The organism is Streptomyces sp. NBC_01669, from assembly GCF_026339735.1.
GTDB classification, from domain to species: Bacteria; Actinomycetota; Actinomycetes; order Streptomycetales; family Streptomycetaceae; genus Streptomyces; species Streptomyces yanii.
Genome location: NZ_JAPEQG010000002.1, coordinates 1,214,610 through 1,231,541, shown reverse-complemented (window position 1 = coordinate 1,231,541; position 16,932 = coordinate 1,214,610). Strand labels below are relative to the sequence as shown.

At 66.7% G+C, this 16,932-nt stretch carries 11 protein-coding genes and 2 pseudogenes; 2 read left to right on the top strand and 11 right to left on the bottom strand.

The annotated features are described in order from the left end of the window. Window positions 1-66 precede the first annotated feature (66 nt). Complete coding sequence (locus OG972_RS49745; protein WP_353961664.1) at window positions 67-537, top strand: NYN domain-containing protein; 471 nt, start codon at window positions 67-69, stop codon at window positions 535-537. On the opposite strand, the gene OG972_RS46780 is transcribed toward OG972_RS49745, so the two are convergent. The 9 genes and pseudogenes from OG972_RS46780 to OG972_RS46740 all read right to left on the bottom strand — a co-directional run bounded on the left by OG972_RS46780 (window position 451) and on the right by OG972_RS46740 (window position 11,128). Next, a complete protein-coding gene (locus OG972_RS46780) occupies window positions 451-2,148 on the bottom strand; it encodes an IS1182 family transposase (protein WP_266992918.1) in 1,698 nt (565 codons plus the stop codon). The genes OG972_RS49745 and OG972_RS46780 overlap by 87 nt on opposite strands. Window positions 2,149-2,332: 184 nt before the next feature. Continuing rightward, window positions 2,333-3,232: a transposase gene (locus OG972_RS46775; protein WP_266992916.1), complete on the bottom strand. Its 900-nt coding sequence runs from the start codon at window positions 3,230-3,232 to the stop codon at window positions 2,333-2,335. Between the two features lie 149 nt (window positions 3,233-3,381). After that, window positions 3,382-4,131, bottom strand: a pseudogene (locus OG972_RS49740) (transposase); the annotation flags it as partial. Window positions 4,132-4,458: 327 nt separating this feature from the next. Continuing rightward, the gene (locus OG972_RS46765) at window positions 4,459-5,670 is read right to left on the bottom strand and encodes an IS4 family transposase (RefSeq protein ID WP_266992912.1); all 1,212 of its coding nucleotides are present in this window, start codon (window positions 5,668-5,670) and stop codon (window positions 4,459-4,461) included. 251 nt (window positions 5,671-5,921) lie between these two features. Continuing rightward, window positions 5,922-7,133 (bottom strand): IS4 family transposase, encoded by a 1,212-nt coding sequence (locus tag OG972_RS46760; protein ID WP_266992910.1) that lies wholly within the window; start codon window positions 7,131-7,133, stop codon window positions 5,922-5,924. A 391-nt stretch (window positions 7,134-7,524) separates the two neighbouring features. Then, entirely contained in the window at window positions 7,525-7,662 is a 138-nt protein-coding gene (locus tag OG972_RS46755; RefSeq protein ID WP_266992908.1) for a hypothetical protein, read from the bottom strand. A 166-nt stretch (window positions 7,663-7,828) separates the two neighbouring features. Further along, the gene (locus tag OG972_RS46750) at window positions 7,829-9,493 is read right to left on the bottom strand and encodes an ADP-ribosyltransferase domain-containing protein (protein WP_266992906.1); all 1,665 of its coding nucleotides are present in this window, start codon (window positions 9,491-9,493) and stop codon (window positions 7,829-7,831) included. Window positions 9,494-9,617: 124 nt separating this feature from the next. Then, a complete protein-coding gene (locus tag OG972_RS46745; RefSeq protein WP_266992905.1) occupies window positions 9,618-10,286 on the bottom strand; it encodes a macro domain-containing protein in 669 nt (222 codons plus the stop codon). A gap of 422 nt (window positions 10,287-10,708) precedes the next feature. Further along, the gene (locus OG972_RS46740) at window positions 10,709-11,128 is read right to left on the bottom strand and encodes a hypothetical protein (protein ID WP_266992904.1); all 420 of its coding nucleotides are present in this window, start codon (window positions 11,126-11,128) and stop codon (window positions 10,709-10,711) included. 967 nt (window positions 11,129-12,095) lie between these two features. Between OG972_RS46740 and OG972_RS46735 the strand changes: the two genes are divergently transcribed. Then, on the top strand, window positions 12,096-13,811 hold the full coding sequence (locus tag OG972_RS46735) for an IS1182 family transposase (RefSeq protein WP_266992903.1): 1,716 nt from the start codon (window positions 12,096-12,098) through the stop codon (window positions 13,809-13,811). A gap of 28 nt (window positions 13,812-13,839) precedes the next feature. Here the strand turns inward: OG972_RS46735 and OG972_RS46730 are convergent. Together OG972_RS46730 and OG972_RS46725 are read right to left on the bottom strand one after the other, a co-directional pair. After that, window positions 13,840-14,118 (bottom strand): annotated as a pseudogene (locus OG972_RS46730) (transposase); the annotation flags it as partial. A 389-nt stretch (window positions 14,119-14,507) separates the two neighbouring features. Then, window positions 14,508-16,880, bottom strand: a complete 2,373-nt coding sequence (locus tag OG972_RS46725; RefSeq protein ID WP_266992902.1) for a hypothetical protein — start codon at window positions 16,878-16,880, stop codon at window positions 14,508-14,510. Window positions 16,881-16,932: the final 52 nt, after the last annotated feature.

The window sequence follows — 16,932 nt, the reverse complement described above, 5'->3', positions numbered from 1 at the left end:
GGAGGAACGCAGCCGCCTTGATGCACTGCACCGGTTCCTCACTCCCGGCACCGGACTGCCCGGCCGGTGGACGCCTCCGGCGCTGCAGGACCTGTCGTACCGGATAAGGAATGCCGCCGGTGCGGCTCGCAGTGGACCCACTACGAAGAGAAGGAAACCGACGTCAACATAGCGGTCTCCCTCGTTGCCGACGTAGTGACCCGAGCAGCCACCTCAGCCATGGTGATCAGTGCGGACAGCGACCTCTCCCCCGCCGTTCAGACCGCTCAGCGCCTCGCCCCAGCCACCCACATCATGGCGGCCTTCCCACCCAAGCGGTTCTCGAACGAGTTGCAGAAGCTCATGCCGGCGTCCTTCTCCATCGGCCGCGCCAAGTTCACCGGTGCGCAGCTGCCGGAGAAGGTCGTGGACCCTGAGCTTGACTCTGTCGGTGATCTTGGATGGTCGAGGTTAGGTGCCGAGGGTGCGCCAGGACTTCGATCGGGGAATTCCCTGCTGGTCCAGGAAGGTCTGGAAGGCGGTCGGCGGTCTCGGTGAAGGGGTTTCCTGGGTCACTGACCGAGTGCTGAGTCGTTCGATGTTCACGGCGATGGCTGTGAGTACGTGTTGCAGGTGGGCTTTCGGCTGTCCTCGGTAGCGGCAGCGGCGCATGCCGTGTCCGTGGGCAAACTCGTTGATGGTGCCCTCCACGCCGGAGCGGACTGCGTAGCGGGCCTTCCATTCGGGTGTCTGCTGCTCGGTGCGGACGCGGACTTGCAGGTCGCGGAGTTCTCGCGGGGGAAAGCCCACGTTGCGGGCGTTCTCGCGGGAGCTGGTGCATCGGGGGCGGTCCGGACAGGGCTGGCACTGGCTCTTGGTGAACCGTGCCACGATCAGGGGCGCCGCGGTGGGCGAGGAGGTCGGGTAGGGGCCGTGCCAGCCCGCGCTGACCTGGCCCTGGGGGCAGGTGACTTGTCGGCGGTCGAAGTCGATGTGGAAGTCGTCCCGGTCGAAGCCCTCGTTCCTGCGGTGCTGGCGGGTGGGGTTGCCCGGTAGCGGCCCGGTGACGGTGACCTGGTGTTCGCGGTCGGCTCGTTCCAGGTGGACCAGGGAGGTGTAGCCGCCGTCGACCAGGTGCTCGGCGGGCAGCAGCCCGCGACGAGCCAGGCGGGTGTGGATGCCGGGCAGGGCCTGGCCGTCGTTGGTGGCGGCCGACGTGGTGGCCACGTCCGTGATCACGTTGACGCTGTCAGAGGCACACGTCTCGGTGAGATGGGCGGCGAAGCCCTTCCAGCGGATGATGTGTCCGTGCCGCACGTAGCGCGCCGTGATGTCGTAGGGAGAGACGATCGCCGAGGAGGAGGGCGGTAGCCCGTCGTCGTCGGTGGTGCGCCAGTGCAGGCGGCCTGCCGTGTCGCGGTAGTAGTGCTGCACCACGATCTGCCGTAGGGCCTCGGCTTGTGGGCCGGGCCGGTAGGCGGACCCGTCCCGGTGGAGTCGTTCCAGCAGTCGGCAGGCGTCGTTGCCGGCGGCGAGGATCCTGGTCTTGGGCCGGGTGGGGTTCTTGCCCAGGCGGACCGGGCGGCCATAGCGGCGCCCCCAGTCCTCGTCGACCAGGCCGATCAGCAGATGCCCGGCCGTGCGGGCCACTTCTTCAAGCGCGGCACGGACCGCCTCGGTGACCAGTTCCAGCCGGGTCAGGTCGCGCACCGCGGCCAGGACGTGGGTGGAGTCGGTGCGCTGCGTGGTGCGCTCGCCCACGAGGCCGGCCTCCTTCAGACGGGCGAGCACCAGATCCAAGAGTCGGTCGGCGCGGTCGTCCTGCGCGACGCGCTCGCGGAAGTCGGCCAGCACGCTGTGGTGGAAGCCGGGATCGTCCAGCTCCATGGCCATGGCGTACTTGAAATCGATGCGGCAGCGGACCGCTTCCGCTGCCTGCCGGTCCGACAGACCAAGCAGGAACTGCAGCACACAGACGGTGGCCAGTTGGGCAGGCGAGAGCCCGGGACGCCCGTCGCGCGGATACCAGCCGGCGAAGTCCTCGTCGCGCCACAACCCGTCCAGCCGGTCTCTGACCCACATCGCCGTCGTACCGGTCGGATTGCTTGCCCGTGCGATCTGGGCGGTCAGAGGCGGGACTTGCTCACCGGAGCGGGGATGGAGCGACAACGGACACCTCGGCAGCTGTATCGGCTTTCGAAACAGCACTGAGCATGCCCGCCGATCATGCTCGCGCACTGGGAAACACCAAGATCACCGACAGAGTCAAGCTGAGACGGGGCATGTCATCGAGCGTCCGGAGAAGTGGGCATAGTCGAGAGCTCACGCCGCGGCATTGATGCCCCTATGGATGTCAAGTAGCGGTTGCGGCACGTGCGCGGCTGGCTGCGGGACTCGGAGTGGCGATGAGCCGGTAGACCTCCCGTGCGATGTAGCGCTTGAGGCAGCGGATGATTTTTCGGCGCGTCTTGCCCTCGGCAAGGCGTCGCTGCAGGTAGTTCCGGGTGCGGTCGTCCCAGCGCAGGCGGCTGAGGACGATCCGGTAGAGGGCGGCGTTGGCCTGGCGGTCGCCGCCGCGGTTGAGTCTGCGGCGCTGGGTCTTGCCGGAGGACGCTTCGACCGGGCTGGTGCCGCACAAGGCGGCGAAAGACGCCTCGCTGGTGAGGCGTTCGGGGTTGTCACCTGCGGCGATGAGCAGGGCTGCGGCGCTGTCCGGGCCGACGCCGCGGACGTCGAGCAGACCGGGCGTACTCGCCTTGACGGCCTCGGCTATCCGCTGGTTCAGGTCGTCGATCTCTTCGGTCAGGTGCTGGATTCGGCGGGCCGGCAGACGCAGGGTGTGCCGGGCAGCTGTAGCAGGCCCGGTCGCGTCCAGAGCTTCCAGTGCGGCGCACCGCTTGATCAGGTGCGGGTTGGTCAGGCTGGCCAGGGCCTCGCGCAGGGCGGAGTCGGCGCAGACCAGGACGCTCTTGAGCTGGTTGATGGCCTGGGTGCGGGACTTGATCGCGGATCCCTTGGCGAGTTTGAACAGCCGCAGCATCTCCACCGGGCCGTCGCTCGTCTTGGCCGTGGCGGTGGCGCGTGCGGACAGCACGGCGCGGGCGGCGGCCTCGGCGTCGACGGCGTCGGTCTTGCCGTGGCGCCGGCGGGCGGCCTTGTCCGGCTGGTTGACCCTCCGTGACCTCGATTCCCTCGGCGTGCAGGTGGCGGGCCAAGGCCGCCCCGTAGGAGCCGGTGCACTCGACGCCGGCACGTCGCACCACTCCGAACGAGCGGGCCCAGGCGACGAGTTGGCGGTATCCCTGCGCGGTCGCCGGGAAGCTTTGCGGTCGGGTAACTGATGTGCTGCCAGGCATCGGCGGGGATGCCGAGGACGGCCCGCTTGATGGAGGGGTTCATCCCGGTGGTGATCGAGAAGTGGGCGCCGGTCCGGCGGCAGGCGGCGATCACCCCGGCGTTGTAGAACTGCGAGTCGGCCCGCAGGATACGGGTCCCGGTGCAGCTGGCCTCGCGGGCGGTGGCCAGGGCCTCGCTCACGAATTTCGGGGCGCCTCTGGAGTCTGCTGCCTTGCCGCGTCGCATCCGTACGCCGGCGATCACCGGTCTCGATTGTGGGGTGCAGACCGTGGCGAGGAGGGGGTGCAGGGTGCGGATGCCCTTGAACCGGCCGTACTCGGCGCCCTGTTTCGCCCGGCCGTAGACCCGCTTGTGGGTGGAGTCGACATCGATGAACGCCAGCTCGTCCGAGCCCGGCAGCAAGGGGGTGTGCGCGGCCAGTGCGGCCAGGAACCGGCGGTGGACAGCGTGGAGTTGAAGGGCATGACCGTGGGTGAACGCGCGAAGGAAGGTGCCCAGCGTGGACGGGGCACGGGCACCTGCGAACACGGCCGGCATCGCCCCGTGCCGCAGGACGTGAAGGTCGTCGATGCTGTCCGCACCCGCGGCCATGCCGGCCACAATGCTGGTGACCTTGGCGTCCGCCGCAGCCCCCGCCCCGTTCTTCGCGCCGGTCAGTTTCACCTTCGCAGCCACCAGGTCCGACAGGCCGCACCGCTCGGCCAGCCGTAGCACCGGCAGCAGCCCGGCATACGTGATCAGGTTCGGGTCATCGAACGCAGCGGAGACCGCTGCCGGAGTGTGGGAAACTTGCATCTACGAGGTGCCTTGCTGATTGTGCGTGCTGGAAGCGTCAGAACTCCCATCATCGCAGGTCAGCAGGCACCACTTCTTGATTGCTCATCCATAGCACGCGAGTCACTCGGTGGATCGAGGCTAAGGACAATACCGTTCAGTTAGTGGACTCGGATGGTGATGTGGGGGCTGTGTTTGGGCTGGGGCCAGTGTGCGTGGTGGGAGCGTTTCGCGGCCCATTTCAGGACCTTGCGTTTGACGACTCGCGGGTGTGAGCGTTTTCGGCGGGGTGGGTTGAGGTGTTGGGTGAGCCATCGGATGGCGTGACGCCATGCTGCGTCGGCCGTGTCAGTGCCCGGAGGGGGAAAATGCGCCCTGCGCGACTGAACGGCGGGCGATGCGGAGGGCTTTGACGAAGGAGACTCTGTCGGGGTCCTGGCCGGTGTGCGCGGCGGTGTCGGCCATCAGGGTGCGGATGGCGTAGTGGCAGCACAGGTGTCCCCAGATTTCTTGCTGGACAAGGTCGGGGGCTTTCGAGCGCAGTACCGCGCGGGGCCCGCGTTGATGGGTCTTCAGTTCGTCGAAGGTTGTCTCGATCTCCCATCGTTGGGCATAGACGGCTGCGAGGTCCTCGGCGCCGACGTCGGCCGGGTCGAGGATCGTGGTCAGCAGCCGGTATTCCTCGGGGTTGTCCCGGCCGTCATCGACCGTGTAGTCGATCACTCTGACTGTGAGCGGCTCCGTCGTGGCCCGGTTCGTGCCCGACGTCGGGACGATCCGGGCCAGCCAGGACCCATCGGCCAGTGTTTCCAGATGCCGGGGCCGCAGGTTCGTTTTCACTCGCCAGAGCAGATCCGCGCCCGTGGCGGCGGCCTGCTGCCACAGACGGAACCCGTAGAAGCCCCGGTCGGCCAGGACCAGTTGGCCCAGCTCCAGCCGATCGACGAGCTGCCGGGACAACTCGATCTCCGACACGCTGCACGGGCCGGTGGCAGCGTCGAAGACGGCATGGGTGCCGCATTCCGCCAATGCCACCAGGCGGGCCTGTGGAAACGCGGACTGCTCCCCCCGGCTGGAAGCCGGCCGCCCGAAGAATTCTGCGTTGGCTGCCGTGTCTGCCACGTCCAGGCACGTCCCGTCGATCGCCACCAGACGACGCCCGGCCAGCCACGACCCCGGCGTGTCCGGCCCCGCCAGCGGACGCGCGACCCGCGCGAAGAGATCCCGCACTGGCTCGAACCCCAGACGAGCCCTGGCCTGGAAGATCGCCGACTTCGAGGGCGGCGTGAACGACTCCGACCACCCCGACGCCCACGACAGCCCATCCGTGAGCTGCGCGAACACATCCTCGTAGGAGCCATCCGAATACAGCGCCATCCCCATCGAGAAGTACGCCATCACCCGCGCGGGCAAGGACCGGTGACGCCGCTCAGTACGCCCCGCCTCCTCGATCACCGCGTCAACCACATCCGCGGGAAACACCCGCGTCAGCAACCCCACAGACACCAAATCCGACAAGCGGACATCAGAAGACGGCTTCACCCAACCAGAACGCGGCATCCACCCACAATAACCCAGAAGCCCTTAACTGAACGGTATTGAGGCTAAGGACAATACCGTTCAGTTAGTGGTTTCGGATGGTGATGTGGGGGCTGTGTTTGGGCTGGGGCCAGTGTGCGTGGTGGGAGCGTTTCGCGGCCCATTTCAGGACCTTGCGTTTGACGACTCGCGGGTGTGAGCGTTTTCGGCGGGGTGGGTTGAGGTGTTGGGTGAGCCATCGGATGGCGTGACACCATGCCGCGTCGGCCGTGTCAGTGCCCGGAGGGGGAAAATGCGCCCTGCGCGACTGAACGGCGGGCGATGCGGAGGGCCTTGACGAAGGAGACTCTGTCGGGATCCTGGCCGGTGTGCGCGGCGGTGTCGGCCATCAGGGTGCGGATGGCGTAGTGGCAGCACAGGTGTCCCCAGATTTCTTGCTGGACAAGGTCGGGGGCTTTCGAGCGCAGTACCGCGCGGGGCCCGCGTTGATGGGTCTTCAGTTCGTCGAAGGTTGTCTCGATCTCCCATCGTTGGGCATAGACGACTGCGAGGTCCTCGGCGCCGACCTCGGCCGGGTCGAGGATCGTGGTCAGCAGCCGGTATTCCTCGGGGTTGTCCCGGCCGTCATCGACCGTGTAGTCGATCACTCTGACTGTGAGCGGCTCCGTCGTGGCCCGGTTCGTGCCCGACGTCGGGACGATCCGGGCCAGCCAGGACCCATCGGCCAGTGTTTCCAGATGCCGGGGCCGCAGGTTCGTTTTCACTCGCCACAGCAGATCCGCGCCCGTGGCGGCGGCCTGCTGCCACAGACGGAACCCGTAGAAGCCCCGGTCGGCCAGGACCAGTTGGCCCAGCTCCAGCCGATCGACGAGCTGCCGGGACAACTCGATCTCCGACACGCTGCACGGGCCGGTGGCAGCGTCGAAGACGGCATGGGTGCCGCATTCCGCCAATGCCACCAGGCGGGCCTGTGGAAACGCGGACTGCTCCCCCCGGCTGGAAGCCGGCCGCCCGAAGAATTCTGCGTTGGCTGCCGTGTCTGCCACATCCAGGCACGTCCCGTCGATCGCCACCAGACGACGCCCGGCCAGCCACGACCCCGGCGTGTCCGGCCCCGCCAGCGGACGCGCGACCCGCGCGAAGAGATCCCGCACTGGCTCGAACCCCAGACGAGCCCTGGCCTGGAAGATCGCCGACTTCGAGGGCGGCGTGAACGACTCCGACCACCCCGACGCCCACGACAGCCCATCCGTGAGCTGCGCGAACACATCCTCGTAGGAGCCATCCGAATACAGCGCCATCCCCATCGAGAAGTACGCCATCACCCGCGCGGGCAAGGACCGGTGACGCCGCTCAGTACGCCCCGCCTCCTCGATCACCGCGTCAACCACATCCGCGGGAAACACCCGCGTCAGCAACCCCACAGACACCAAATCCGACAAGCGGACATCAGAAGACGGCTTCACCCAACCAGAACGCGGCATCCACCCACAATAACCCAGAAGCCCTTAACTGAACGGTATTGAGGCTAAGGACTGTCCGGTAAATGTGGTCACACCGGCACCGCTCGCCGGGTATCGGTGGATGATCGGTGTCATGGATGCCGGCGCAGTGGCGTGGTTGGGGGCGGGGGCTGCTCTAGCGGGAGCGGCGCTAGGTGCCGGAGGCGCTTTGGGGGCGGCCTATCTCAGTGGAAGGTCGCAGGCCCGGTCGGCTCACGTGCAATGGCGTCGGCAAGTACGACGGGAAGCCTACGCCGAGTTTCTTGCCGCTGCGATGGAACACCACAACGTGACCCAAGAGACCCACCACCTCGTGCGGCGGGACCGGCAGGCCCGTGACCAGATCAGGGAGACGTCCCGTCGGGGGCGCGAGTTACTGGGCGTTCTCGATCGGCGTGGTGCGGTGGTCGACGTTGAGGGTCCGGACCTTGTGGCCGCTGCCGCCCTGCGAGTCCTCGACTCCGAGAGAGAATGGGCGGCAACGGTCCTGGGCACGTGGTGCGTTACCCATCCGAATCGCTTATTCCGTGACCACTTCCCCCCCGACGAGCAGCGGGCAAACGCGTTGGAGGCTCTGCGAGTCTTCCGGCGACTCGCGCGTACCGCGCTGGACGATCCAGGCGGTGCGCTGGAGCCGCGCAGATGACTCGAAGCCGACGTCGCGGGGCCCGGGGACGTCACGACACCAGGCCGGCCCCCTCCAGCTCGGTCAGCCGCACGGTACACAGACCCTCACGCTCGGCCTTCACCTCCGTCACCTTCAGCTGCGTCCCCGGCGCGAGGATGTACTCCTCCTCACCCGTGAACGCGGAGAACCGCCGGATCCCCACCGCCCGCGCGGGCGTCACCTCGAACAGCGTCCGCCGGCCACGCCCGCCGAGGAACGCGCGGGCCACACCCAGCTCGGACGTGCACGACGACACGCCCCACCACGTCACCGTCCGCCCCAGCGGGTACTGGGACCGCAGATCCAGCGCCACACCACGCCACAGCGGCCGCGTCTGCGCCGGCAACGCCTCCATCGCCGAGAACAGCAACCGCAGGTACGGCAGGTACGGCACCACGCGCTCGCGGTCCGACGAGCGCAGCACGGCGTTGATTTCGCGGTAGAAGCCCGACTCGCACGTGTACAGGTAGAGGGCCGAGATCGCGTCGGCCGACAAGGCGCCCACGGCCTCCCCGGACAGCGCGTCCGCGGACGCCGCCTCCGCGGCCTTCGTCTCCCCGAAACGGCTCGACAGATCGACATGCCGATCCAGGTGCCCGAGCACCCGCGAGACCGGCTCGACGGCCTTCCGGAAGTCCATCAGCGGCGTGTCGAACACCCCGGTGACGGGCGGCAGGACGAGGCCCTCGTCCTTGACGCTGGTGAGCCGCTCCAGATACAGCTGGTGCAACTCCATCGTGGACGCGATGAACGCCCCCATCCGCTGCGCGACACCACCGTCCTCCGGCCCGCCGGCCCCGCCCGTCCCCTGGTCCCAGCCCTTCCGCGGCAGCCAGTCGACCGGCTCGGCCCCCACCGCCGCCAGGGCGTCGTTTACCTGGGCGAAGTGGTCGCCCTCGCAGAACAGATCCCCCTGCGCGGCCGGATTGGCGTGGTCCAGGTGACGGACCTGCACCCCCGGGTACTTCTTCTCCAGCCGCTGGACGACCCTCTTCAGACTCCGGGCGTGCGCGCCCCACCAGGCGAACACCACCCCCCGGTCGTCCTCCTCCACCGCGTCCTGCTTCGCCCGGAGGATCTCCTCGACGATCTGCTCGGCCACGGGGCGCCAGAACGACGTGTGCCGATCGGTCGCCATCGCCCCGTCCGCGCTCGCCGTGAGGGACGCGTTCAGCAGCAGCACACCCTGGGTGAGCATCGCCTGGAACCACTCGGGCGGCTGAACCGTGTCCTCCTTCTTCAGCAGGGCGCGGACGTCGGCGATCGGGGTCTTCTTGACGATGCCGTACTTCCACATCGCGGCCGCCTTGATGAGGCAGCGGATGCTGACGACCCGGCCGAACTGGCTGTCCTTCCAGTCGTTGAAGGTGTTGTCGAACATCGCGATGCCGGTCGCGCTCTCCGCCCGCGGATAGGGGTTCTGTCCGAAGACGACCACCTTCCACTTCTCCGGCGGATGCGGCTTCAACGCCTGGAACGTCAGCTCGCGCACCGGAACGACCTCCGGGCTGCGCTTCGGGCCGATGAAGTCGGCGGCTCCCGGCTGCGCCTCGATCACCGGTCCGAGCAGCGGCAGCCACGGCTCGCCGCCACCGGTGAACAGGCCGGCCAGTCCCAGCGGATCCCCGGCCGGGGAACCGGCATCGCCCGCGGCCGTCACGTCGACATCACTCACGAGGGTGGAACTCCCGATACTCGAACCGGACGCCTCCACGGGCGCCCCGGCATGCTGAACAGATGCGGCAGGGTCGTCGCCGGTGTCCGCGCCCTGGGCGGCACCGGCCTGCGAGGTCTTCGGGTCAGTGACGAAAGGAAGGCCGCTGCGGCACGTTGATCCGGACCCGCCGTGCGGACCCCGCTCCCTCGATGTCGTCGAGCTGCCCCAGTACGGCGGCCCGCAACTCGTCGTAGTCCGCGAAACCGTGGTCGTGGAAGAGGGTGTAGCCCGTCCACATCAGGTTGGCGCACACCTTCGCGGGCACCTGCCCGGTCTGCGCGCCCATCCCGACGAGGGCCACCGACCGGATGCTGCCCAGCTTCGCCCGGTTCTGTAGATGCACCGCCTGGAAGGCGGCCGCGCAGGCCAGGGCCACGTTCATCGTGTCGCTGACGTTCTGCGACGACTGGCGCATGGTGGGCGTCGAGATGAGGTACCGGGGTACGTCCGCCCCGGACGGGACGCACACCGCGCTGCCCACCGGCAGCCGTCCGCCGAACCGGTCGCGAATCGCCCGCTGCACCCGCACCTGGATGCCCGCACCGAGGTACCGCTTGACGACGGCGTCGACCCCACCGTCCATCCGGCCACGCTCGTTGGTAGGGGAGACCCAGGCGTCAGCGTCCACATCGAGAAGGGAACCCCGCCTGATCTCGACCTCCGGCGTGTCCGCGAACGCGGACCGCCAGGCCATCACCACCTCGTCGTTGACGTCGACCAGGACGACGCTCAACGCATGCCTGACACCCACGAATTCACCCCTCTCACCCCGTGATCTCGAACAATCCCGAAGCTACCGCGCGCCACTGACAGCGCCGTTCGACAGGGTTGTTCGAGCAGGGGAGCAGGGGGAGGGAGGAGCGGGAGCCGATGACGAGCGGTCAGGAACCCGCCGCCAGCGTGGCGACACCCGACCCGGAGAGGTCGTCCAGTGCCACCCGGCGCCCCGACACGGCGAGCAGCAGGGAGAGGGCGGGGCCGGCCGCGCGCAGCGGTGCCACCAGCGCATCACAGAGCGCGCCGCAGTATCAGTCGGCGCGGCGTGTGGCTGGGCGGCTTGCCCAGCAGGTCGGGGCTTGCCCACCGCCAGGTGGCAAGAAAAGACTCTTCCTGGGGAGCAGGAAGACTTCTCAATGCCGGTGTCAAGCCGCGCAGGATGCTGCCAGGACGGGGCTACCCAGCTGATTCGACGGTCACCGAGACGGCGCGTCTCCGAAGGTGAATGGCTAGGATCTCCATCTCGACGAGCGTGCCGATGAGATCGGTCTCGGCGAGTTGCGTGGCCTGCGCTCGTGCTTCGCCCAGGGATAGTTCCTGTGCGTCGCGGAGGGCCTGCAGCACGGGAACGAGGTTCGGCACGTCTGCAGACAGACGAAGCCGCGCCGGCCCGTGAGCTTGCAGCAGAGCCTGTCGAATGTTCTCGGGCGTAACGGGACCGTCGTCTTCCTCGCACCACGCATTCAAGCAATCCGCGCAGCGCCCCTCGGTGCCCCACCGAAGCATGCCGCGGTCGAAGAACTGACCGACATCGCAGGTCGTCGTGCCTCCGCAGGCACTACACCGGCCTGTGACCAGTACTCCTTGCGTGATCACAGGGGTCTCCTCAGTGTCATAGGTGAGTGCTGATGGGATCTTCCCTGAGAAGTCGGCTCTGGTCGATCAGGTTTGCGATCGGCGAGAAGCCCCTATTTTGGGCTCTCCTGCCGTATGTGTGGGTGCTCTGACCTGCCCTGATACGGGAAACACGCCGTTTCCTGTGATCCTTGAGGTGTCTAGGCTCAAGTTGGATCAAGCAGGAAAACGGCGTGTCCCTCTTCAGGATATGGAAGCGGACGCTGATGGCCGAACACACGGTCGTCGAGGGTGTCCGGATCGATGAGAACGAACAGTGTGTGATCGTGTCGATACGGCCTGATGCGCGTCGTCGGCAGCGGTGCGGAATCTGCCGGCGTCCGGCGCCCTGGTACGACATGGGGCGGGGGCGGCGCCGGTGGCGTGAGTTCATAAGGGAGCCTCGATCTGCCGGTCGATCTCGCTGGTCTTCTCGTTTAGAAGCCGTTGTCGTACCGATCATGGTGAGTGTCGGTTCGATTGGTGCGGCTCGGTCGGGTGATCTTCAGCGGGTGTGCGCATGAGGGCAGGGCCTCCTGGTCAGCTCGGGATTGTCGAATGCCCGAAGCCCAGGAGGCCCTTGTGTCGCAGTCTTGCTCTGTCATGCCGGTGGAGTCCAACTCGGCTCCCCAGTCGTGTGATTGCCTCGCTCGCCGGTTCGGGAATGCGGGCGACCGTCCGGTCCGTGAGCCCTGCTACCCCTCCGACATGAGCGACGCCGAGTGGGCGGTCGTGCGGGACGCGATGCCGGTGCCAGCGTGGCTGGAGGTGTAGGATCTTGGTGGTTAATTCCAACTGTTCTGCATTGAAGTCGAGTTGGCAGGGATCGAGATGGCTGGCGGAGTCGGTCGTGGGCCTGCCCGTGCGCCAGGGGTGACAGCGCGACGAGGAGGCAGTGGATCATGAGCGCTGGTGATCACTCGTGGGTCTTCTCGGATCGGAGCGCGTCGTGTCGGTGCAGCCCCAGCCTTGGCCTCAGCCGGATCCGCAGATCGCGGCGGCGGTCCGGGCGATGTACTCGGGCAGGCGGGAGGCCCCGCTGGCGGTGCAGGTCCGCGACCGGCTGGGCGAGCTGTTCCCGGACGCTGCCTTCGCCGACGGGTTCGGGCGGGCGGGCAAGCCGGGCTGGTCGCCGGGCCGGCTCGCGCTGGTCACGGTGCTGCAGAAGGCCGCGAACCTCACCGACCGGCAGGCCGCGGACGAGGTCCGGGAGAACCTGTCCTGGAAGTACGCGCTGGGTCTGGCGCTGAAGGATCCGGGCTTCGACCACAGCGTGCTGTCGGAGTTCCGCTCCCGTGTCGTCGCCCACGGGATGGAGGAGCGGGTGCTGGACCTGCTGCTGGAGCGCCTGCGCGAGCTGGGACTGGTGGAGGCGGGCGGCAACCAGCGCACCGACTCCACGCACATCGTGGCCGCGGTGCGGGACCTGAACCGGCTCGAGCTGGTCGGCGAGAGCGTGCGCGCGGCCCTGAACGCCCTGGCTGCGACCTGCCCCGACTGGGTGAACCAGTCACTGGTCGTGGAGGACTGGAGCCGCCGCTACGCGGACCGGATCGACACCTGGCGTCTGCCCTCCTCCAAGACCAAGCAGGACGAACTCGCCCTGCACTACGCCAAGGACGGCTACACCCTGCTGGAGGCCCTCTACGCCCCGGTATCCCCGGCATGGCTGCGCGAACTGGCCGCGGTGCAGACCCTGCGGATCGTGCTGGTGCAGAACTACACCCGCACCCCGGGTAGGGGCGCCAGGCTGCGGATCCGGCGCCGCGAGCGCGACGAGGACGGGGGTGACGGGCTGCCGCCCGGCCCGATACGCCTGGCCTCCCCGCATGACACCGACGCCCGCTGGTCAGCCAAGCGGGACATGTTCTGGAACGGATTCAAGCTGCACGTTTCGGAGACCTGCCACCCACAGGCCGACGGCGACCGTCCCGCCCGGCCGAACATCATCACGAACGTGGCCACCACCGCCTCCACCCTCCCGGACACCAAGGCCCTGGAACCGATCCACCAGGCCCTGGAGCGCCGTCGGCTGCTGCCCAATCGGCACTACCTCGACTCCGGCTACCCCAGTGCCGAACTGATCGTGGGCTCCGCCAAGGCCTACGGCGTCGCCTTGATCACCCCGGTCCTGCTCGACACCTCCCACCAAGCCAAAGCCCAACAAGGCTTCGCAGCTACCGACTTCACCATCGACTGGGACAACCAGCAGGCCATCTGCCCCGCCGGGAAGACCAGCACCACCTGGAACGATGTCATCCAAGAAGGCGTGGCCAAGACCGTCGTATCCTTCGCCGCCCTGGACTGCATCCCCTGCCCCTCCAAGGACCAGTGCACCAGCGCCCGCAGCAACCGCCGCCGGCTCAGCCTCCAACCCCGCGAACTCACCGAGGCCATCCAAACTGCCCGCGCCCACCAACAGACCGACGACTTCAACCGCAACTACGCCCTGCGCGCCGGCGTCGAGGGCACCATCCGCCAAGCCACCCACACCACCGGCCTACGCCGCGCCCGCTACCGCGGCCTGGCCAAGATCCACCTCGACCACACCACCAGCGCCACCGCCCTCAACCTCATCCGTATCACCGCCTGGTGGAACGGCCACCCCCTCGACCGCGCCAACCACAGCCACCTCGCCCGACTCCAACTCTCCCTCGTTACATGACAGTTGGAATTAACCACCAAGATCGCGCAGCGTCGGGACGCAGCCAGTTGCTCACGTCCACGGCGAGCACGATCCGCCCGTCGGCCGCACGCGGCAGTGGAGTGGAGGCCAGCAGCCTGCGCAGAAGGCGCGGCTCCAGCCAGCCCGCCCCGTGCTCGCGCCGGTACTCGGCCGTGAGCGTCAGCTCGACCAGCGAGGTGACCGGCCCATCGGCACACAGCACCGCGTCGGTGAGCTCGAAGAGCGCATCCGCCCGGGCGTAGAGGCAGTCGTAGAACTGGACACGAAAGTGGGACAGGATGCCCAGCGCGGCGTCAGCGGACTGTTCAGGGGCGAGACTCTTCACCAGCGGCTGTTCTTTTACGCGACTTTGCTCGACACCTTGAAGCGTGAAGAACGGCCGTCCTGCTGTCTCAGGAACGAACCAAGATCAGCAGGTCAGGTGAACTGCCGAGGTTAAACAAAAAGGTCGAGATCGGCACGGCGATCGCGCCGGCCCAGCGGGGCGCCAACTGTCGCCCGGTCCCAAGGTGTCGGCCGCTGAGGCGCTGATGGAGTCGGCTCACTCCCAATCCGCCGCGGGCCGCTGACCAACCTCGGCAGCGGCCCCGGAGCTTCGGACGATTGATGTGAACTATTCTGGGACGCTTGTCGCCATGGTCGTCGTCCCGATGCCTGAGGCCGGATGCAGCCGGATCAGGCTTGAAGTGTGACCTTTCCATCCCTCGCGACCCTCACGGTGACCGCCCCGCCGGCCGGGACTTCGACTCGCGGCCAACCGAGGAACGCTGTGTACCCAAGGGGGCGGGCCGATTGGTGGGCCGTTTCCGCCAGCACCGACACCTCTGCCGCGTAGGCTGTGTCGTTTGTCAAGCGGACTACGGCAGCACGACGGCTGTCGCGGACGTATTCAGCCTGGACATGGTCAAAGGGAATGAGGACTCCTTCCCCAGGCCGGACGTAGATTCCGGGAAGTTCGAGTGCCATCAAGATGCCGTTGGTCTCGGTCCAGGAGTTTCTCGTATAGATGAAATTACCGATGGCCCCCTTGCCCTCGGCATCGCTGGGCTGGATCCGCTCCATGCTCGAACCGATTAGGTAGTTGGTTGTTATATGTCCCGGCATGTTGACGGCCTCGGCGTGGGCATGCTGGATATCCCTGATGAGTTCAGCGTACTTCTTGTCCCCAGTCGCTCGGTATAGCTTGAACAGGTGGTCTGCGGAGGATGTACAGACGCCGGGCGCGGCATGCTTGTTTTGGCTGCTTGCCCAGACGGCGCCAGCCATCTTTCCGTTCAGTCGTGCGATAGCGCTGTTTGCCGGGAAGAGAGGATTGTACGCAAGCGTCCAGGACGAGCACAGTGCGGCTTGGACCTTCGCGCGATTCAGCCATTCCCTCTTTCCGGTGTACTGGTACAGCGCCATGAATGACTCCAGGAGACCAAATGCCGATTCGGAATCCGCATCCTGTGAAATATCCGCGCACGCTCCACTGGTGAATCCGCGGGACTTGATGTCGCGGTCATAGTAGAATTTGGCCGATTCCTCGGCTACGGCCAACCAGTCCGGACGGTGGAAGTATTCAGCCGCCAGGGCAAGCCCGGCCGGAGCGATGGCGCCGGCTGTCGAGTTATAGACGGCAATATCGCCTGTTTCGGGCACGATGTACTGACCGAATTCTCCGTGCTTTTGCCAGGTCTGGGTGAATGCCTCTGCCAGGCCGCCCGCGGCCAATTCCCAGGATTCCTTGATGGCATCGCCATGCCCTTGTGCCTTCAGGAGCATCAAATGCTTGATCAGCCAGAAGAGCACGTCTCCGTTCTTGCGCACCATCGCCTGTACCGCCGGGAAGTCGGGGTGAGCCTTCTCCGAGACGATCGTGCCATCTGCTTTGATGAAGCTGAAGAAAAATCCGCTTCGCCCCTTCATGCGCGAACAGATGAAGTCAAGCTCCTCGGAGACTCTGCCGCGTTCCGTCGGGTCATTCAGGGCCAACATGGGGTAGGTGTTGATCATGCCGCTGACCCAACCCAATTGAAAGTGCTTCGAATTTTCCGGGAGATAGTACTTGCCGGCCTCGGTTTCGGTGAAATTGCCCCGGCAGATGTTGGTGCCAAGCTCCGCCAGCTTGCTCATCGGAAGCAGGTTGCGAGGCGCGGTGGGGCCAGTAAGCGACTTTCGCACATCCATGAATTTTTGCAGGACTGCTGGAATTCCATCGGCATTGAAGGTGAAGACCTGGAAGCGAATCGACACGGCGTCACCGGGAGCCCAGTTCGACGCCCTGTCCCCGCTCGGTCGAAAGTCGCCGAAACCGGCAGCCTGCTGGCGCACAACGGGCGCCGAAATACGAAATTCGCAGCTTTCCCTGCTCGCGCTCTCTTCAACCGAGAGTCCGCTATTGCCCAGTCGGGTTCCCTGCTCCGTGAGGACGATCCAGCCCTTTCTGGACTTGGGTGAGAAGAAGCTCATTGCCGGGGCTGCAGTATTGCAGGTTTCCAGCTCGATCCGCGAAGGCGCCGCGACATCGGAGGCCAGCCGCGGGTTATTCGATGTCGCCAGCGGCGTCCGGGGATTGTAGTACATGTCGGCCGGATAGTTCGGATTGTACCCGTTGCCGATGGTGCGATAGCGATTGCCGTTGTAGACGATTCCGGGAATCATCACGTAGTTCGCGGTCTCCCAGTTCTCGAATGGGAAATCGACAGAGATCGCGGTTTGTTCCGCTTCCCCCTTCTCCAGAGTGCATGTCAGGGTGACCTCCCATCCATGATCATCGGACACCCGCCGCGCCTCCCACTTCAGCTGCCACTGCTGCGGCCCGTCGGTCAGCGTGTCGCCGTCAAATACTTGGGCTTGGCGCAGCGTCGTGCCCTCATATTTCCGGATCGACACCCGGAGGGAGCCGTGCAACTCTCGCAGAGAACGGCTCAATCCGGCAGCCTGGCCGCCCACTCCGGCAACCCCTGCATCGAGCGATTGGGCTTGCGCAATCGTCGGGTCGAGGGCGATCGTCGCGCCGACTCCGGTGGCCGCCAGCAGAGAAAGGAGATTCCTTCTGTCGATCATTCTGAAACCATCCTCGCGTGTGTGTTCTGCGGTGGGAGTTTCAGATCAATTC

Bases quoted from the DNA above. Each gene is read 5' to 3' on its own strand.
- OG972_RS46765 (WP_266992912.1), bottom strand. From the start codon at position 5,670: ATGCCGCGTTCTGGTTGGGTGAAGCCGTCTTCTGATGTCCGCTTGTCG.
- OG972_RS46760 (WP_266992910.1), bottom strand. From the start codon at position 7,133: ATGCCGCGTTCTGGTTGGGTGAAGCCGTCTTCTGATGTCCGCTTGTCG.
- OG972_RS46755 (WP_266992908.1), bottom strand. From the start codon at position 7,662: ATGGGTAACGCACCACGTGCCCAGGACCGTTGCCGCCCATTCTCTCTC.
- OG972_RS46725 (WP_266992902.1), bottom strand. From the start codon at position 16,880: ATGATCGACAGAAGGAATCTCCTTTCTCTGCTGGCGGCCACCGGAGTC.